Origin of the sequence: Clostridium sp. 'White wine YQ' (assembly GCF_028728205.1) — a bacterium.
Taxonomy (GTDB): domain Bacteria; phylum Bacillota; class Clostridia; order Clostridiales; family Clostridiaceae; genus Clostridium_T.
Map to the genome: position 1 here is coordinate 81,732 of NZ_JAQYUU010000005.1, position 19,369 is coordinate 101,100.

14 protein-coding genes and 1 pseudogene are annotated in these 19,369 nt (G+C 31.3%); 3 read left to right on the forward strand and 12 right to left on the reverse strand.

The window, feature by feature from the left end; genetic code table 11:
• Nucleotides 1-54: 54 nt before the first annotated feature.
• The 7 genes from PTZ02_RS14590 to PTZ02_RS14620 form a co-directional block, all read right to left on the reverse strand.
• Nucleotides 55-4,701 (reverse strand): pullulanase X25 domain-containing protein, encoded by a 4,647-nt coding sequence (locus PTZ02_RS14590; protein ID WP_274228534.1) that lies wholly within the window; start codon nucleotides 4,699-4,701, stop codon nucleotides 55-57.
• A gap of 173 nt (nucleotides 4,702-4,874) precedes the next feature.
• Nucleotides 4,875-6,641 carry a PAS domain-containing protein gene (locus tag PTZ02_RS14595; protein ID WP_274228535.1) on the reverse strand — a complete coding sequence of 589 codons (1,767 nt, stop codon included), beginning with the start codon at nucleotides 6,639-6,641 and terminating at the stop codon, nucleotides 4,875-4,877.
• A 186-nt stretch (nucleotides 6,642-6,827) separates the two neighbouring features.
• Complete coding sequence (locus PTZ02_RS14600) at nucleotides 6,828-7,214, reverse strand: iron chaperone (RefSeq protein ID WP_274228536.1); 387 nt, start codon at nucleotides 7,212-7,214, stop codon at nucleotides 6,828-6,830.
• A 51-nt stretch (nucleotides 7,215-7,265) separates the two neighbouring features.
• Nucleotides 7,266-8,540 carry a cell wall-binding repeat-containing protein gene (locus PTZ02_RS14605; protein ID WP_274228537.1) on the reverse strand — a complete coding sequence of 425 codons (1,275 nt, stop codon included), beginning with the start codon at nucleotides 8,538-8,540 and terminating at the stop codon, nucleotides 7,266-7,268.
• 134 nt (nucleotides 8,541-8,674) lie between these two features.
• Nucleotides 8,675-9,334 (reverse strand): potassium channel family protein, encoded by a 660-nt coding sequence (locus PTZ02_RS14610; protein WP_274228538.1) that lies wholly within the window; start codon nucleotides 9,332-9,334, stop codon nucleotides 8,675-8,677.
• Nucleotides 9,335-9,349: 15 nt separating this feature from the next.
• Nucleotides 9,350-10,009, reverse strand: a complete 660-nt coding sequence (locus PTZ02_RS14615; protein WP_337992996.1) for a potassium channel family protein — start codon at nucleotides 10,007-10,009, stop codon at nucleotides 9,350-9,352.
• Nucleotides 10,010-10,047: 38 nt separating this feature from the next.
• Nucleotides 10,048-12,864: a cation-translocating P-type ATPase gene (locus PTZ02_RS14620; protein WP_274228540.1), complete on the reverse strand. Its 2,817-nt coding sequence runs from the start codon at nucleotides 12,862-12,864 to the stop codon at nucleotides 10,048-10,050.
• 250 nt (nucleotides 12,865-13,114) lie between these two features.
• Between PTZ02_RS14620 and PTZ02_RS14625 the strand changes: the two genes are divergently transcribed.
• Complete coding sequence (locus tag PTZ02_RS14625; RefSeq protein ID WP_274228541.1) at nucleotides 13,115-14,140, forward strand: sugar ABC transporter substrate-binding protein; 1,026 nt, start codon at nucleotides 13,115-13,117, stop codon at nucleotides 14,138-14,140.
• A 258-nt stretch (nucleotides 14,141-14,398) separates the two neighbouring features.
• Nucleotides 14,399-15,258: pseudogene (locus tag PTZ02_RS14630) on the forward strand (sugar ABC transporter substrate-binding protein).
• Between the two features lie 62 nt (nucleotides 15,259-15,320).
• Here the strand turns inward: PTZ02_RS14630 and PTZ02_RS14635 are convergent.
• The 5 genes from PTZ02_RS14635 to PTZ02_RS14655 form a co-directional block, all read right to left on the reverse strand.
• Nucleotides 15,321-15,977: a hypothetical protein gene (locus PTZ02_RS14635; protein WP_274228542.1), complete on the reverse strand. Its 657-nt coding sequence runs from the start codon at nucleotides 15,975-15,977 to the stop codon at nucleotides 15,321-15,323.
• Nucleotides 15,978-16,000: 23 nt separating this feature from the next.
• Complete coding sequence (locus PTZ02_RS14640; protein WP_274228543.1) at nucleotides 16,001-16,303, reverse strand: winged helix-turn-helix domain-containing protein; 303 nt, start codon at nucleotides 16,301-16,303, stop codon at nucleotides 16,001-16,003.
• Nucleotide 16,304: 1 nt separating this feature from the next.
• Entirely contained in the window at nucleotides 16,305-16,958 is a 654-nt protein-coding gene (locus PTZ02_RS14645) for a hypothetical protein (RefSeq protein WP_274228544.1), read from the reverse strand.
• A 133-nt stretch (nucleotides 16,959-17,091) separates the two neighbouring features.
• Nucleotides 17,092-17,820, reverse strand: coding sequence for a MerR family transcriptional regulator (locus PTZ02_RS14650; RefSeq protein ID WP_274228545.1), 729 nt, complete (start codon nucleotides 17,818-17,820; stop codon nucleotides 17,092-17,094).
• A gap of 28 nt (nucleotides 17,821-17,848) precedes the next feature.
• Nucleotides 17,849-18,703: an Hsp33 family molecular chaperone HslO gene (locus tag PTZ02_RS14655; protein ID WP_274228546.1), complete on the reverse strand. Its 855-nt coding sequence runs from the start codon at nucleotides 18,701-18,703 to the stop codon at nucleotides 17,849-17,851.
• A gap of 206 nt (nucleotides 18,704-18,909) precedes the next feature.
• Here PTZ02_RS14655 and PTZ02_RS14660 point away from each other — a divergent pair, with 206 nt between their 5' ends.
• Entirely contained in the window at nucleotides 18,910-19,368 is a 459-nt protein-coding gene (locus PTZ02_RS14660; protein WP_274228547.1) for a YdeI/OmpD-associated family protein, read from the forward strand.
• Nucleotide 19,369: the final 1 nt, after the last annotated feature.

Below are 19,369 nucleotides of genomic sequence, written 5' to 3' on the forward strand. Positions count from 1 at the left end.
CCTTCAAAATATTTTTTGAAGGTGATTTTTATCTTAATTAATATATATTATGACCTACCAATGAAACCAGTCCCACCAATGTTTTTTGGTAAGGTCTTTGTTAGTTATTATATAATTGCCATCGTGGTTAATCACAAATCTTATACTTCCATTATTGCATAAACTTGCTTGTACAAGACTTACTTTTTCCTTATTATCTATATTGTAAATATAGAGCTTTTCATTATCATATCTTGAATCAATCTTAACATTAACCTTAACTTGTGAGTTAAAATTACCATTAATAATATTACTATTTATAGTTAGGCCTTTAAATAATTTAGGCCAATATTTATACTTTAGCTTTTTAGCAGCGTTACTATTTAAAATATCATCATTTACATCTAGAGTTAGTCCAGTGGTTCCTGAATCTTTAACTGCCTGAAGTAATTTTCCTGAATCTTGCATGATAAGTGTAGTATCTCCTCTATTTATCACTGGCTTAATATTATTTTCCTTGCAGGCATTTATTACTACTGTACTTATTTCTTCAAGAATATCTGATACCACTACTTCTTTTTGACCTTTTTTAGCAGCTTCTTTAATTTCATTAACTACTTGCTCATCAGTTTTTGGTGCAGTAGTATTCTTAACTATATAGTTAGGATCATACGCATCCTTAACTCCATTAAGATTTACATTAAGCTTCTTATAATTATTTACTAGCACAACTCCACTTGTAGCCTCTAATTTTAATGATATTTTTCCTTGTTCTACAGTATAGCACTTTCCAGTTAAGGCATCTTTTAATACTGTTCCATTTTTAATATTACTAACGTATATATCTGTAGTAGTAGCTTTTTCACTTCTATTTATAGCTACCAAAGCCTTAGAACTATTTAAATATCTTTCATATGACAATACATCTTCACTTCCAACTACCTTTGCAGGAGATACTTCGCCAGTTCTTAACACTGGATAATTATTTCTTACACTAGTTAGCTTTGCATAATTTTGAACTGTCTGTTTGTCACCTTTACCCCAAATCATAGCTCTTCTATTATCTGGATCCTTAGCTCCAACCATACCAGCTTCATCTCCATAATAAATGCATGGTGCACCTGCATAAGTCATCTGAATAAGTGCTACCAATTGTTGAAGCTTTCTTGCTTTTTCTGTAGGATCTCCTGCTATAATGGCATCATTTTTATCCTTTACAATCCCATCTAAAGAAGTCAATATTCTTTCAGTGTCATGGGAATCTACAAGATTTAACATTGCATAAAAAGCTTCTTCTGGATACTGTTCTCTTATTAATTCAAGCTGATTCATTACTTCTGATGCTGGTTTATTGTCTCTTAAATAACCTAAAACAGCCTCTCTAAATCTATAATTCATTACTGAATCATACATATCACCAAGCAAATACTTAGATGCATCTGTCCATATTTCTCCGATTATTGCATTATCCCCTTCTTGTTTAACTGCTGTTCTAAAATTTCTCCAGGTCTCATCTGAAACCTCATTAGCAACATCTAATCTCCATCCACTAGAGCCTTCTCTTAGCCAATATCGGGTATTGGAATCTTTGCCATCAATTATTTCATTTGCCCAAGATTTCACATTATATTCAGATCCATTTAAGGCTTGTATAACTGGCATTGAATCATATCCCCACCAGCCTTCATACTGATAATGTTCTGAACTTTTTCCTTGATTGACTTTTACATTATCAATTTTAAACCAGTCTTTATAATGTAGATCTGTTATTCCTTGAGCTGCTAAGTCAGCTGTTACTTCTTTTTCTGCTTCTTGTTGGCTTAAGCCTTTAATATTCATAAGATCATACACTTTTGACCAATACTGATAAGCACCTAACGGTTTGTTTTTAGCCATATATTTGCCATATCTATCAAAATATACGGAATCATCTGAAACATGATTATAAACACCATCTAAAATAATATGCATACCTCTGCTTTTTGCTTCTTTTGAAAGGCTAACAAAGTCATCCATATATCCTAACAAAGGATCTACTTCACTATAATCAGTTGTATCATATCTGTGGTTAGATATGGATTTAGATACGGGATTAATATATAGTACAGTTACCCCCAATGACTGAATGTAATTTAATTTCTGTTTTATACCTGAAAGATCTCCTCCATACATTTCATTGCACCATATATCCTTATATGCATCACCTACGGTTCCTGTATACCCAGCTTTAATTATTGGTTTTCCATCCTTGTCTAATACAAAGTTTCCATTATCATCTTTTTCATATTCTAAGTTAGGATTTTCGGGTATTGAATACCAATTATTATAGAACTCATAGGGAGCTGTTCCTCTAGCATACTTTTGTAAATAATCATTATTCTTATCTCCATTAAAGAATCTATCAGGGAATATTTGATATACTACCGCATTCTTCATCCAATCAGGAGTTTTAAAATCAGGCTTATATATATTAAATTCATATGACTTTACCTTGCCTAATTCATCACCTTTACCTGCTCCAAAAAATCCATCATCATCTCCATAAGCCTTTATATCTGATCCATTGCTAACTATAAAATAATATTTGTAAGTCCCTATTTCATTAAACGTCTGTTTTAATGTCCATTTATCACTCTTATCATCAAAGCCTTCAGTTTTATTCATATCATAAACCTTAGTAGCACTAGAAGAACTTATTACCATCTTTGCTTGCTTTATTTCATCTTTGGTGGATTTCAAGTTAAAAGTGACCTCTTCTCCTGCCTTTATAGCTCCAAATGGCTTTTTATATTCTAATTCCTTAGAATTAAAATATATCCCATTGGTATTTATCTTTTCAGAAGATGCATCATTAAATACCATTTCTGACACTGGGTCATAACTCATTGTTACAACTTTAATATCATCCTTAATCTCTAGCATAGGAACTTTAACAGTCTTTGTTAAGGCTCCATTTTCGTCTCTTATTTCTAATACCAAATCTCCATAAATGCCTTTTTTAAAGCTAATCTTTGCAGAATAAATTCCTGTAAGTCCACTATCTGTTAGCTTAGTTTCTTCTATGCCTGTTCCCTTTAATGTAGCATCAATAGACTTATAACTTATTGAATCCACTGCAATATGACTATCATCGTTATAAAGAATTGTTACATCTTGTGCTTTATCAACTACTAATGGAATGTTCTCTCCATAAGACTTTCCGTTTAAACCATAGTTTTCTGGATCCCAAGCTCCCATAGCAATCTTATATTCATATTTACCAGCAGGAACATTTTTTATTATTAATTCATAAAGTCCATTTCCTTTATAATTCATTCTTGTTTTCTCAGAACTTGGTGTCCAATTCGTTTCACCAACTACTGACTGAATACTTCCTGCAACAACCACTTTTCGTCCACTATATTGATTAAAATGAAAAATTGAGTTTCCATTTGACACATTGTTGTTCAACGGATCTGTAACCCACTTATCTCCTACTATGAATTTATATTCATAATCTTTTTCTTCATCTCCCAATCTTAGGGTGATTGACCAAACTCCCTGACTGTCTTTTGTCATTAATTTCTTTCCATTTCCCCAATCAGTCATTGAGCCTGCTAGGTAAACATTTTCAGCTAAAGTATCTTTATAATTAAAGGTTACCGTACCATTAGCATTAATTACTGGACTACTAGTAATTATAGGTACTTTCTTTAACCCCAATGCTTCCGCTACTTCATCAGGATTATTTACTGAATCAAATATTTTATTTTGTGATAAATCAATTACAAAAACTACATACTTATCCGTATCTAGTTTTAATGAAGTATTACTACCTTGAGGCAAAGCCCAATTATCTAAGCTATAATTCATGCAAGCTTTATAGTTATATTCTTTAGCTACTAAAAATTTTGAATATACTAGCTTACTTCCTCCAATATTTTGGAATTCATAACCTTTAGCTGCGGCATCCCAACTATCTTTATCTCTTACATCCCCTAGTATTGAGTATATATTTAATATTTCCGGATTATTTATTGAATCAAGACATAAATTCAAATACGGATTTGCAAGTACTGTAACTTTTGAGTCTTTATCTAATTTAAATGCAATATTAGAACCTATTTCTCCATTACTCCAAGCATGGTTATAAGCTACTTTATACTCATAACTTCCTGCTTTTAAATCAAATTCTTTTTTATAGAATCCATCTCCTACATATTCTAAGTCATAGTTGGAATCAGCAGGATTCCAATCACTTCCTCCATTCTGAGCAAAGCTTCCAACAAGCGTTGAGGATTTTTTAAAATAATCTGAGTTATTTACGGAATCATATATCTTTTTATTCTTGTAGTCGAATAGGAAACTTATTTTTTCTGCCTTATCAACCTTTATTGGAATATTTTCGCCATTTCTTACTCCATCTTTTCCATAGCTCTCGTCCCAAGAGCTATTCATAGCAATCTTGTAATTAAAGCTTCCTGTTGTTTTAAAATCAATATCTACATAATAAACTCCATTGCTAAATTCCCTCATTACAATTTCGTGTTTATCTGGTGCCCAATCGCTTCCAAGTCCCTGGATATTGAGAAAATCTCCAGTAAGTATTGCCATTGAATCAGCTGCTATAGTTGTAGATTCTTCTGCCTTAGTCTTGATTGAAGGAAAATTAATAAGCGTGAAAGTAAAAATACAAGTCACTAACCAAGAAAGTAGTTTGTTAAAAGTTTTTCTTTTTTTCATTTCATTCCTCCTTTATTAAACTTAAATGTTTATACATTTGTAGTATTCTATGTTTTACATTTTCTTCCTCTTGTGGGTTTTCATGAATTTGTTTACTGCTTTTTGTGTAATTTCACATGCATAAAAAAAGTACTAGAGGTTTTCTCTAGTACTTTCGTATACACACAATTATCTTATTTAGATTTTTGGATTTCATTTATTAATTTATCTATTAAATCACCTACCTCAAATCCGCCTCTATTACTTATCATCTCTACTGTTGCCATGGATGACATCGTCTTAAACAACAAAGGGTTCTTTAATTTATTGAACTTAGGTGAAAGATTTATTAGAAAATCTTTTATAAAAGGATACTCCTTAACTAAATCTCCAATAATAGTTTCATTTGTAATTCCATATTCATTTTCATTTATATTCTCTTTTTTCTCTATCTCTTCTGTATCTTTCTTGGTATTACTCCATGATAATAACCTCTGGCTTCCTGATAATCCTCTGATTCTAGTAACATCTTGCATCATCTCCAAGACCCCTCTAAAATTCCCTTTATCATCTCTTACTGCATTATAAATAATATATATAAACTTTCCTCCGATTTCTAACCAGAATTCTGCCTGATCTTGCTCTCCAGATCTAAAAGCTCTAATTATTTCTTCAACAGTTGCTACACTTTCTCTTGGATGACAATTTTGAACCTGCCTTCCTATAACTCCAGCACTTCTAGGAAATACTCTGTGTTTTGTATCACTATAAAACTTTACTATTTCATTTTCATCTACATAAGACAAATCTACTTGAAGATGCTTAAATATCAAGTTTATTTGTTCAAGTGTTAGCTTTCCTTGACTTACATCTAAAGCCTCATTGCTTGATGAAGATGTGAGCATTCCATGTTTCTGAAGCACACTAGCCAAGTCCTTTATTAATTCACTATTTGAGGTATCGTTCATAATTTCTCCTCCTTCATTTCCATAAGGTACTGGTGGTTCAATTAAACAGTAACCAATCTCATCATCGCCTTTTCTCATCTGTATAAAATCTTCCTGAGAAAGAATATCCACTGCTGTAGGACAAAGTATTTCTTCTTCCTTCACCATCATATCTTCTACCATTTCAATCACTTCCGTTTGAAGTTTTAAAAACTCTTCATCTTGATTATTATCCAAATACAATTTTGCAGTTTTGATAATTTCCTTTATTTTGTTATCTAATGTCCACATGACTTTTGAAGGTTTATCAAACCCTTTATTCTCTAAGGCTGCAAAAAGTTGATTTTGTTTTCTAGAAAAATGAATGTTTATCTCGCTCAACCTATCATAAAGCTCAGCCCATTGATTTTTGATAAATTTTTTCTCAAGCATAACTCTCATTTTATTAAGAACTTCTCTGATTGCATGAATTTCGTTTATATATGTTCTGATAGGGTGCCCTGATGGTAAATCCAATTTATCACTTGTAAGTAGGCCCTCAAATATTTCTAATATTTCATTCATCCTCTGAGCTAACATATCATCGGATATACCATATCTCTGTAAATATTGTTCACATACTGCAAATTCTTGAGGTGTAACACTACTAACTGCTTCCTTCATCCTAGCTTTCGCTTGTTCTAAAGTTATATTTCCATTAAGATAGCCTAATTTTATATCCATTATCTTTTGAATTTTATCTTCATTAACTTCTAAATATTCACTCATCTTAATATTTTCAAGTTTCGTTTTTAGTGAAAAATAAACGTGAAATTCCTCATCGCTTATTTTTTCCACATATTTTTCAAAACCCTTTTCTTCCATCATTTTATATACTGGAAATGGTTCAAAATCCTTAATTATATGTATTCCAGTATTAGGATTTAAGTCTTTCACTGTCTGAGTAATACAATCTCTAAAAGATTCATGTTCTCCTCGACCATCTATCGTTATATAACTAATATCTTTTTTCATTTACTTACCTCACCTTTGCAAAATTTACATTTATTACTTAATTAAATTATGTATATTGATATTTATATGATAATACTTATCAGTTATAAAAACTGTAACTTAAATCACACATTTATACTTTTATTAAATATAGAAAATAGAAAAGTGTGCCATAAAGCACAATGCAATATGACACACTCTTAATTATCATTTCTTTGTTGATTTATTTTCTGACTTTTTTATATTTTCATCTACCCTAAACTTAACAATTCTACTTATTAGTTCGTAGGGAAGTGGCTTTTCTATAGGAAATTGTACTGACCCTTTTGCTCCTTTATATTCAGCTAATTCCTCTTTAAAAGCACTTATGCCACTAGGCGTTGGATAAAATCCAATATGATTTTTATAGGCAGCAAAATGTACTAAATTCCCATTTAAAACGAAAGTAGGCATTTGATAACTTATCTTTTCCTTTGCCTCTGGTGCTGCTTCTCTAATAACCTTTCTTAATGTATTTAGTATATCTTGAACCTCTGCTGGAAACTTTAGAATATATTCACTTATAGGATCAATGCTAATACCTTTCTCAGCCATAATTTCTCCTCTCAATCAAATTTATTCATTTGTTCTAGTAATAATATATTCTTATTTGAGGATTCTATTAATTATTGAATCTGGTACTGCACCTGTTCCACCAAGAATTCTTTTCATCTTCATAATATCTTTATTATTTCTTATTGCACTAGCTACATCATCTGGCATTGAGCTATCAACTAGGATTATAGGATTATTTAATGTTCCAGCTAAGGCAGCTCCAGACAATGCATCAGCAAATGATTGTCCAGTTGCAAAATAAGTTTCCCCATAGAAGAATGGAAAATTTGAAAGTACCTCCATATTAGTTTCATATCTATTATTACCTGCAACTCTATCAGCATTAGGTAATGTACTAAGTACATTATCACTTACAACGCCTGGCCCTCCAATAACATAAGTTTTTGTTATCCCTTCACTACTTATATAATTCTTCACACTAGTAGGAAGTTGATTCTTATCCGTAAGTAATATTGGTATATGTTTATTACCTGCATATGAAGCAATTGATAGGGCATCTGGATAATCATTGCCAGTTACTATAAACGCTTCTGAATTAGTAGGGCCATTAACATTTTGAGCTATTGCAAGAGATGTTTCATAACGATCATTTCCTGAAATTCTTGTAACTTTAATTCCTTGGCTTTGAAGTACATTCTTTACATTGTCAGATATTACTCCAATTCCTCCTACTATAAATATCTCTTTTGGATTAAGACTAGTAATTTCACTTTGAACTGCTGAAGGAAGCTCATTTTTATTAGTCAATAAAATTGGAGCTCCATATTTTGTAGCTAGAGGTACTGCACACAATGCATCTGGAAAATCTTCACCAGTAGCAAGCACAACATAGTCTGCATGATTCCCTCCAAATTTTGCAATCTCTACACTGGTTTCATATCTAGAAGGACCTGATAACCTCTCATATTCTGCTCCAGTTGTAAAAGTTAAGTTATAATCTCCTGATAACTGTACTCCATTACTATCCTTTAGTGCAGCTGCATTTAATTTAACAGTATAATTGGTATTATAATTAAGATTATTATAATAAAGCATTAATACATTATCCGTAGTTTCTTGTTTTACAATATAATTTTTGATTGTACAATCTCCTAAAATATCTTTTGTAGAATCTATATTTACAGCGCTATTAAACTGAAACGCAATAAATCCAATAATAGGCGCTTTACTACCATTATTAACTGGATAACTATTAGTAACATTAAATTGCGTTACAGCCTTAACTTTATAGGTTCCAAATGACAAGCTAGCGGATGTAATTAGCAAGAAGACAAGCATTAATATAAACGATTTTTTCTTTTTCATATTATTTCCCCCTTATTTCATAGTAATTATATTGTACCAATATTTTACTTAATAAACAATTGTAACCCTTATCAAGGGAACTAAATAAAAAAAACATCTCAAACTATATAAATCTGGGATGTTTTTTTAACCTATTATCCAAATATTTCTTTTAATTCTTTTCTACTAGTTTCACCAGTTAACGCCAATATATCATCATTTACTAAAATTTTTGTATCTCCCTTTGGTATCAATAGAGATTTTTCTCTTGTAATAGCAATAAGTACTGAATCCTGAGGTATAGATAGATCCCTTAATAATCGATTTGAAGCTTTAGCATTTTGTTTTACTTTGAGTTGAACAATGGAGAATTTTCCTCTATTGAGCTTTAAAATAGTAAACATATCTTTTAAGTCCATTTCTTCAGCAACGAAATGCGCCATCAAATCTGCTTGATTAACTCTAATATCTACACCCATTCCAATATTAAATAGCCATGCATTTTTTGGATTATTGACCCTAGCCACTACTCTTGGAACTCCAAATTCCATTTTAGCAAGTGTTGATACTACTAAATTGGTTTCATCTGCACCTGTAACTGCTGCCACTACATCAGCTGAAGCTATTCCTGCTTTTTCAAGTACTTGAGGACTTGACCCACTACCTAAAATCAACACTTCTTGTGGTAACTCTTTTTGTATCTTATTATATGTTTTTTCGCATTGTTCAATTAACCGTATTTCATTACCACTTGCTAATAATAAGGATGCAAGATAGGCTCCGACTTGTCCGCCACCTATAATGATAACTCTCATATTTTTTCCCCCTTTTTACCCTATACCCAACATTGACTTTAACTTATTTATTGCAGAAGCAATTACTGATATATATATAACATCTTCTGCTTCAAATACAGTTCCTCTAGTTGGTATAAAGGTTTTATTATTACGGCTAATAGAAACAATTTGTATTTCTCCAATAACAATTAATTCATTTACGGTATGTCCAACCAATAAAGAAGGTATCTCTATACGTACTAAATTAACATGTCCATTTCCCATTTCATAAACGCTATCTAATTGATTGTAAGTTAGCATTTCAGTTGCTCTTTCAATACCCCAAGTTGTTGTTGAAACAGCTTGTATTCCTAATCTGTGATAAATATCTGCACTTCTAGAATCATAAAGCCTTGCAACTACGCGTGGTACTCTATAAATATTTCTTGCTATCCTAGCTATAACTGCATTAATTTCATCACTTGTAGTGCAAGATACCACAGCATCGACTTTGTCAATTTGAGCCTTACTTAGTACATCTCTGTCAAACCCAAAACCAACAATTTTTGTTCCTTTAAAGTCTTTACCTAAGCCATTAAATGCTTCTGGATTAGAATCTATAACTGTTACCTGGTGCCCTTTTTTTACAAGATTAAGCGATAAACCTGTTCCCATTCTTCCTAAACCTACTACAATAACCTTCATGTCTATCACCTCTTTATTTATTTTTATAATTTTATAAGTGTATTAGACTAACTATTTTTTTTAAACTTTTTTCTACGAAATATAGCTTTTCTTACTTCTTCCACTAGTAATATTAGTGGTGGCCAAATAAATAATAGCAAGCAGTCAGATAAATCTAATGCTGCTGTATGGAAAATTGATTGGAATAATGGTAAATATACCAATGCTGAGATTAGGAAAATCTCAAAAATGACTCCAAAGTTTACTTGCTTATTACTAAATATCCCAACTTTAAATACAGATTGTTTTTCTGTACGGCAATTAAATACTGCTCCAACTTGGCTAAATACAATTGCTGCAAGGGTCATTGCAGTTGCCTTTATATATATTGGATTATCCCCTCCTGCAAGTGGAACCTTTGGCCATCCATTTTGAAAATTAATAAAGAAATACGAAATAGCTGAAGTTATTGAACCTAACATTCCATACCACAAAAAGGCCTTAATGACTAACTTTTTATTTAATAAAGGCTCTTTTTGATTACGTGGAGGCTCATTCATAACTCCTTTTTCTGGTTTTTCAGTTCCAAGTCCTAATGCAGGTAACATATCTGTACCTAAATCAATTGTTAGGATTTGCATAACTGTAAGTGGTAATGGAATAGCCCCGCGTGAAAATAGGAACATAGCTGAAGGGACTGCCTCAGGTACATTTGAATTCAAAATATAAAGCATAAACTTTCGGATATTACTATAAACAGCACGGCCTTCCTCTATTGCATGAACGATCGATGCAAAGTTATCATCAGTAAGAATCATATCAGCAGCTTCCTTAGCTACATCAGTACCTGCAATCCCCATTGCAACACCTATATCAGCTTTCTTAAGTGCTGGTGCATCATTTACCCCATCTCCTGTAACTGCTACTATTTCTCCCATTTGCTGCAAATTTGTTACTACCCTTAGTTTTTGTTCTGGTGCTACCCTTGCAAAGATAATTTCATCCTTTAAGTATTCTTTTAACTTTTCATCAGAAAGTTCTTCTAATTCTAGACCTGATACTACTCTTGGATTATTTCCTTTTACAATACCAATACGTTTTGCAATGCTTTCTGCTGTTAATCCATAATCTCCAGTAATCATTACAATTCTGATACCCGCTCTACGACATTCTTCAACTGCATCCGATACCTCTGGCCTAGGTGGATCTGCCATAACAATCAACCCTACAAATACTAAGTCTTTTTCAATATTTTCTGGTGTGTAGGCACTCATAGCAACCGGTATATTATCATCCTTATGAAGCAACCGATATGCCACAGCTAAAACACGCAACCCTTCTCGAGCATATCCATCATTAGCTTTCATTATTTCATCTCGCATCTTATCTGTAATTGCCTTTACTTCGCCATTTATTCGAATAGTTTCACTTAACTTCATTATCTCTTTTGGAGCACCCTTTATATAAGCTATGCGCTTAGTACCCTCTATCTCTTCTTGCAATTCATGAATAGTTGTCATCCTTTTTCTACGTGACTCGAATGGCAACTCTCTTAATCTAGGTGTCAATTCTGCTTGTTCGTGCATATTAATACCTGCTTTTTCAGCAACAACTCCCAAACAAGCTTCTGTTGGATCTCCTAAAACAGTATATCTACTTGATTCTTCGCTTGGAGGTAATAGCCTTGCATTACTACATAGTGCTGCTCCTGTTAGCAATAATTTTAGATCTTTATCATCCTCTGCCTTAACTTTTTTATTTCCTTCAAAAATATCTCCCTCTGGCCCATACCCCACACCAGTAACTTTAAACTCTTTATTAATTAACCATAGATTACTTACTGTCATTTCATTTTGAGTTAGTGTACCTGTTTTATCTGTACAGATAACTGTAGTACTTCCTAAGGTTTCAACTGAAGATAGTGTCTTTACTAAAGCATTTCTTTTTGACATTCTTTGTACTGCCATGGCAAGTGACAAAGTAACTGTTGGGAGTAACCCCTCAGGAATAAATGCAACAATCATTCCTAATGAAAAAATAAATGATGATGCAATAGGCTCATTTACTAAGAATAATGCTGCAATAAAAAAGAAAACACCAAATGCTATAGCTATTATTGATATTTGCTTTGTTAATCTATTCATTTCTTTTTGTAAAGGGCTATCCTCTTTCTCCATGTTCTGGGTAAGCCCTGCAATTTTGCCAAATTCAGTTTTCATTCCTATTTCAATTACAATAGCCTTTCCATTTCCCTCTGAAACGCTTGTCCCTGCAAAAATCAAATTAGGTATTTCAGCTAATGTAAGGTCATCTTTTAATACTGCATCCTTTACCTTACGAACTGGATTAGACTCCCCCGTAAGAGTTGATTGATTGACCTGTAAATCACTGCACTCAATTAATCGTGCATCTGCTGATATTTTATCGCCTTCTTCTAATAAAACGATATCTCCAATTACTAAATCCTCAGATAATATTTTTTGCTCCTCTCCATTACGAATAACACGTGCATAAGAAGGTAGCATATTTCTTAACGCATCTGTTGCTTTGCTTGCACGATGTTCCTGCCAAAAACTAAAAATTCCATTTATAACATTAACCAACCAAATAGCAACTGCTAGTTCTGGCATCCCTGCAAAAAAGGCAACTATACCTCCAACCCACAATAGAACAGCCATTAAGTGAGTAAAATTTCCAAGGAAGATAAGCAGTACTGACTTTTTCTTTTTCTCATCGATGACATTTTTCCCTTGTTCTTTCTGATATTCTACTGCTTGCTCCATAGTTAATCCCATGTAGCTTGATCCAAACACTTCATATACCTTATCAGCTGGAAGTTTGTAAATACTTTTCTTAACATCTACTTTTGCTTCATCAGTGTTCATTTCTTTCGCCTCTCCTTCTGGTAAATAATATGCAAAAATACAAGCATAAATGCTCTCTTAAAATCTGCATTATTATTATTTGCAATTAATTTTTCTATCAATATATGTATAGGATGTTTAAAATAGTATCTTTCCAAAATAAAAGTTTACAAATAAATATGTCCTTTTTTCTATTTTAAAACTTATTAGAGCACAAAGTCTATATTTTGAATATTTTAATTATGTGACTAATAATTAATAGGAAATAAATATGTATCAATCAATGCCAAATTCTTTTGCAGTTCCAATTACTTATGTAAATTGTGAAATTTTGGAGATGAAAATTTGTACAATATACAATAGAAAACAAATAGTAATAGGTGTTTCTTTTCCCAATCAAGGAATACCTAGATGGGTAAAAGATAAAGAATTTATGGAAAAATACGGCTATCAAAGAAATGTCATCATGAAAATTGAAAATGCTAATTATAATATTGATTTACAAGGAAAGCAGGTAGAGGAATTAATATCAGAGAATATAGATGTATTAATTATAGCTCCTTTAGATTCAATAGCTTGTGCTGATTCTGTTAAGGCAGCGAAGGATGAGGGGGTTAAAGTAATCTCTTATGATGGACTCGTAGCAAATGCTGATTTAGATTTATTTGTAACTTTTGATAGTACTCAAGTTGGCGAGTTACAAGGAAAATATCTTACACAAGTTGTTCCTAGAGGCAATTATATTATTATGTCTGGAGATCATAATGATCCAAATTCTAAACTCTATAAAGATGGTGCAATGGAATATATTAAACCTCTAGTCAATATAGGCTCAATAAATATAGTTACAGATAAAGAAGTAATCAATTGGTATCCAGAAAATGCTTATAAAATAGTAAAAGATTCGCTGCTTACAAATAACAACAAAATCAATGCTATATTAGCTCCTAATGATGATACAGCTGGTGGCGCAATACGTGCTTTAGAAGAACAAGGATTAGCTGGTAAAGTGGCAGTTACAGGACAAGATGCAACAATAGATGCTATAAAAAGAATTATAAGTGGAACTCAATCAATGACTGTTTTTAATGATTCAAGAGAACTTGCCAAGGTTGCTATAGATTCTGCAATTAAACTAGCAAATAACCAATTTGTAGAACATAATATACTTTTAAACAATGGTAAAGAGAATGTTCCAACCATAATTATTCCCCCTACATTAGTAACTCGAAATAATATAACACAAACTATAATAAATAGTGGATATTGGAAAAGTGAAGAAATTTATAAATTTTAAAAAGATAAAATAAGGTTTAACTTTAATTATTTCTAAATTAATAAGCGCATAAAGTATACACCTTGAATATTTTAATATGAGATTAATAAATGGGAAGTAACTATGTATCAATTAATACCACACTCTTTTGCAGTTCCAATTATTTATGTTAATAGTGAAATTATAGAGATAAATACATCTTCAGAACGAAAACCAGTAGTTATAGGCATATCTTTACCCAATCAAAGAATTCCCAGATGGATTAGAGATAAAGAATTTATGGAACAATATGCTGAGCAGAAGAGAGCAATTACTAAAATAGCAAATGCTAATTATGATGTAGATTTACAAAAAAAGCAGGTAGAAGAATTAATATCTCAGAATATAGATGTATTAATAATAGCCCCCTTGGATTCAGTAGCTGCTGCCGAATATGTTAGAAAAGCCAAAGATGAAGGGATTAAGGTAATATCTTATGACGGACTTATAAAAGAGGCAGATTTAGATTTATTTATATCTTTTGATGGTACAAAAGTTGGTGAACTTCAAGGCAAATATCTCACTCAATTAGTTCCCCGCGGTAATTATATTATCTTGTCAGGAGATCCTAATGACTCCACTTCTAAGCTCTATAAAGATGGCGCAATGGAGTATATCCAGCCTTTAGTTAATAGAGGTGAAATAAATATCATTACTGATAAACCAGTAATTAATTGGTATTCAGACAATGCTTATAAAATCGTGAAAGATTCATTAATTCAAAATAATAATAAAGTAGATGCTATATTATCTCCAACAGATGATATAGCTGAAGGTGCAATTAAAGCCTTAGAAGAACAAGTTTGGGTGGTAAAGTTGTAGTAACCGGACAAGACGGAACAGTGGATGCTATTAAAAGAATAATAGATGGAACGCAATCTATGACTGTACTTAAAGACACTAGAAAACTAGGAAGAATAGCTATAGATTCAGCTATTAAATTAGCTAATGAAATACCTATAGAATCTAATACCTCAGTGTATAATGGTAAATTTGATGTTCCTTCTATTATTATTTCACCTGAACTCGTTACTAGGAATAATATTAGTACGGCAATTATAAATAGTGGCTTTCTAAAGAGTGAGGAAATTTACGGATAACATAAAAAATTATAAAGGCAATAGAAAGTAAAAAGCTTACCCTTATAAGGTAAGCCTTTTTACTATACATTATTTATTGTTAAAACTTCTTTAGTTCTTAAATCTATTATTCTCGTTCTTGTATCTGATTTTGATACATATATAGGATTTCCATCACTATCTATAAAATATGATATAGGAATAGATACTCCACAATTTCTATATGAACCATCTGCGTGACTTGTTCCAACTATAATTGTATTGTACATTTTTGCTATTTTCTTAGCTTCATTTATCCATTCTTCAAATTGTTCATTGCTAAACATTCCTACCCCAATTGGGTGTGCAATAAAACTTATCTTTTCTCCTATATTTTTGAAATCTCTAATTCCCTTTAATATCTCCATACATAACAAATATCCAATAGTGGTTTCATTATAGCTAGTCATCAATGGAGTATATAACTCTATATTTTCATCTGGTGGAGTTTTTGCTCTTTCCAAAATTATTTCGCCACTATTACTTATAATTACAGCTCTATCTTTATTCTCTTTTCTATAAGATGTAATTATTAAAACATCCTTCTTTTTTGCTAAAGTACATGCGTCTATTAATGCTACTTCATTTGAGATATAACCTTCAGGATAAAGTACAGCATCGATTTCTTCATTCTTATTTATTTCATTTTGAAGTTGAATAATGCCTTCTTCATGCAAAGGTTGACCTATTAAAATCCTCATTTCCCCCTCCATAAAGCTTCAATTTATTTATCTTTATTACTATATTGCTTTATCACACTTTCTAAGGTATTTACATAATCAATGAACTCTGATCTTCCTTCTTCTGTCAAATTGTATCTTGTTCTTGGTTTATTATCATGGAAGTCTTTATAAACTTCTATATATCCCCCATCTTCCATCTTTGACATCTGCACACTTAAGTTTCCATCTGTAGCTTTTGTAATTTCCTTTACCTCTTTGAATGTTTTTTCTCCAGTCATTAGACATGCTATTATTGATATCCTAAGCTTTGATTGAAATATGTCAGGTATAGAATTAATATCCAAATTAATTCCCCCCTGATTGCTTAGTCTTTAAGAAAAAACCTGTATATAAGAATGTAAATGGAAGCATTAAAGAAAATACACCTTGGAGCAATCCTTCATCAACCATTGGAAGTCTTACATAAGCATATACTAAGCTGATGCCTATATAGACTATTCCCAATTTCATTAGATGATTATAACCAGTAAATAGTGCTGTTACAATTAATGCAATCGCCAAACTAAAAATCATCACTGAAAAATGATTTGTTTCAATTACTAGTTTTGTCATATCAACAGATGAAGAACTAGTAGAGCTTATTCTAACTTTATTTGGTATAACATTCATAATTACTATTAGCATCCACACCTTCATTAAATGTTTTTCTAGACCTACAAGTGGGATTTTTTTAGATATGTGCCTATAAACTAATGCTGCCAATATTACAATTATACCTATAGGTAAAATATAACTAAGTACAGGAAACTTTATCATAAAATCAAATGTATTCTCTCTATTTCCTAAAATCACAAAACTCACTATACTGTTTACAAGAAAAAGAATTCCCCAATAAATAAATATTCTACTAAATGCCGTTAATGACTTACTTGTTCTGTCAATTACCCCTTTTATAAGAGATATGTTCTCAACTGCCTCTTGCAAAACTTTTTCGTCCATCAAAACCACTCCTTATATTTTAATAAAGTACTTTATAATATAAAGTGTATTCTTCTAGGAATATTTTGTCAATACCATATATGTAATTTTATTGAAAAAAACCTAAAACTATTTGTTTTAGGTTTTTAAATATTTATTTTATATTTAATAATATTTCTTGAATATATTTATAAAGTTCTCCACTCATTCCACTTCCTTTTGCCGCGCTAGGATTCTCAATGTAATAGCGTTCAGCAGAATGTATAATCCCTTTATCTCCACCAGTAAAGAAATTCATGCCTTCTTGCCATGCCTTTGCTAATTCAATTACTTTTGGGTCATCAACTGGAGTACCTTTATCTAGCTCATCTTGAAATGAAGTAATTAATTTAGTCCATTTAACAGCTTGAACATTCATTTCTGAATCATCTAGTTTATGGTATTGCTTTTTTAACTTCATACGTTGCTCTCTGGTGAAATATTTCTTTTGATTTCTAATTAGTTGAATTGAATGAATAAGCTGTTCAAAAGATGGCTTATTCCAAGAATTAAAAACATCTAAAAGTTCTTTTAATTCACCTTTAAGCTCATTCTTTAATTTTATTTCTTCATCTAATCGTTTAAGTTGCATCTCAATAACTTCTTTAGGATTATATTTAGGATTACCAAAAAACTCTTTAATCTCATCTAGCGAAAAATCCAATTGTTTAAGGGACATTATTTGCTGAAGTTTTATTATGTCCTCTTCAGAATATAAGCGATGCCCAGCCTCAGTATGAAATGTTGGATGTAGTAATCCTATTTCATCATAGTGGTGAAGGGTTCTTATTGTAAGCCCTGTTAGCTTAGATAAATCTCCTACCTTCCAAGTTTTGCTTTGCACTACTATCACTCTCCTCTTTCATGCGAAGTTATATAAGTTTTCCTATATCATCTTTTTCAAAGACATATTTTTCTCCGCATATATTACATACCATTTCAATAGACTTATTATTTTCGTATGCATCTACAAGTTCTTCTCTATTTAAAGAATGTAACATTGGATAAAAAACATCCTTTGAGCATCCGCAAAAGAAATTTATTGTACTCTTTTCTAAAATCTCAATGTCCTCAAATAATAAGCATGAAATTTCATCTAGTTCCTTATCATTTCTTGATATAATGTGTTGATTTTCAACTATAACTTTCTTTATATCATCAATGATGTTACTAGGGGCACCTGGCAGTAATTGCACCATTATACCTCTACTTAGTTCAATTTCATTATTTTCATTATATATCATGTTTACATGAAAAAAAGACGGAATTTGTTCACTTTGATTAAAATAATATGAAAAATCATCCACAATATTTCCATAGGGCATTCCAGTTATACCTGTAAATATACTGTTCATACCTAAATCCTTTAACACTTGAATACATCCTTTATCCCCTATGATCTCTTCAATAGACAATTTATTTATTTCATTCAATGGGACATTTAGCAATTCATCATTAATATATCCACGTACATTCCCCATAGAGTCAACATCAGTAAAAATTTTATATTTTCTCTCACTTGCACTTATTTTTATGCTTACTCTCTGATTTCCCTTTAAGGTTCCTGATATTAAACCAGCAATTGATACAGTCTTTCCAAGTATATTTTTTAAAAGCTTATTCATATTTTTATTATCACAAATTTCTTTTATCATATCAGTATTATCTATCCATAAAATACGTACCTGTTTGTTATATGCTAAAGTTTTTATAATGTAATTATTCATTTTAATTCTAGCTCCTTTTAAAATTTAATACCTTACGTTAGGTTCTAAATATACTATATAACCTAACGTAAGGTGAGGTGCAAGAATTATTTTTCAACTTTATTATAAAATAAAAAGATAACTTCTTATCTAGTGATTTTAGTCCTAAAAATACATGTTATAATAATTTTAAGTAAAACTAAAAAACAAAAGCAGGGGTGAATTAATTGAAGAAAGAATTTAAAGCAGTTATAAAACAACATGGAGAAAAAAATGCCTCCTATATTGAACCACCATTTGATGTTAAGGAAGTATTCGGTTCTAAACGTGTTAAGGTTAAAGCAACTTTTGATGGGGTTGAATATCGAGGATCTGTTGTAAGTATGGGCGGATGTTACATGCTTGGAATTACTCAAGAGATTAGAAATAAAATCGGAAAAGGATTTGGGGACGAAATATTTGTAACTTTAGAAAAAGATGAAGAAGAACGTTCAGTTGAGATTCCTGAAGACTTTAATACAGCAATGAGTAAAAATGATGCTGCTGTATCAACCTTTAAAACACTTTCATATACCGCACAGAAAGAATACATAACTTGGATTACTTCAGCTAAACGTGAAGAAACTAGATTAGATCGTATAGCAAAGGCTATCACTCTGTTATCTGAAGGTAAGAAACTAAGATAAA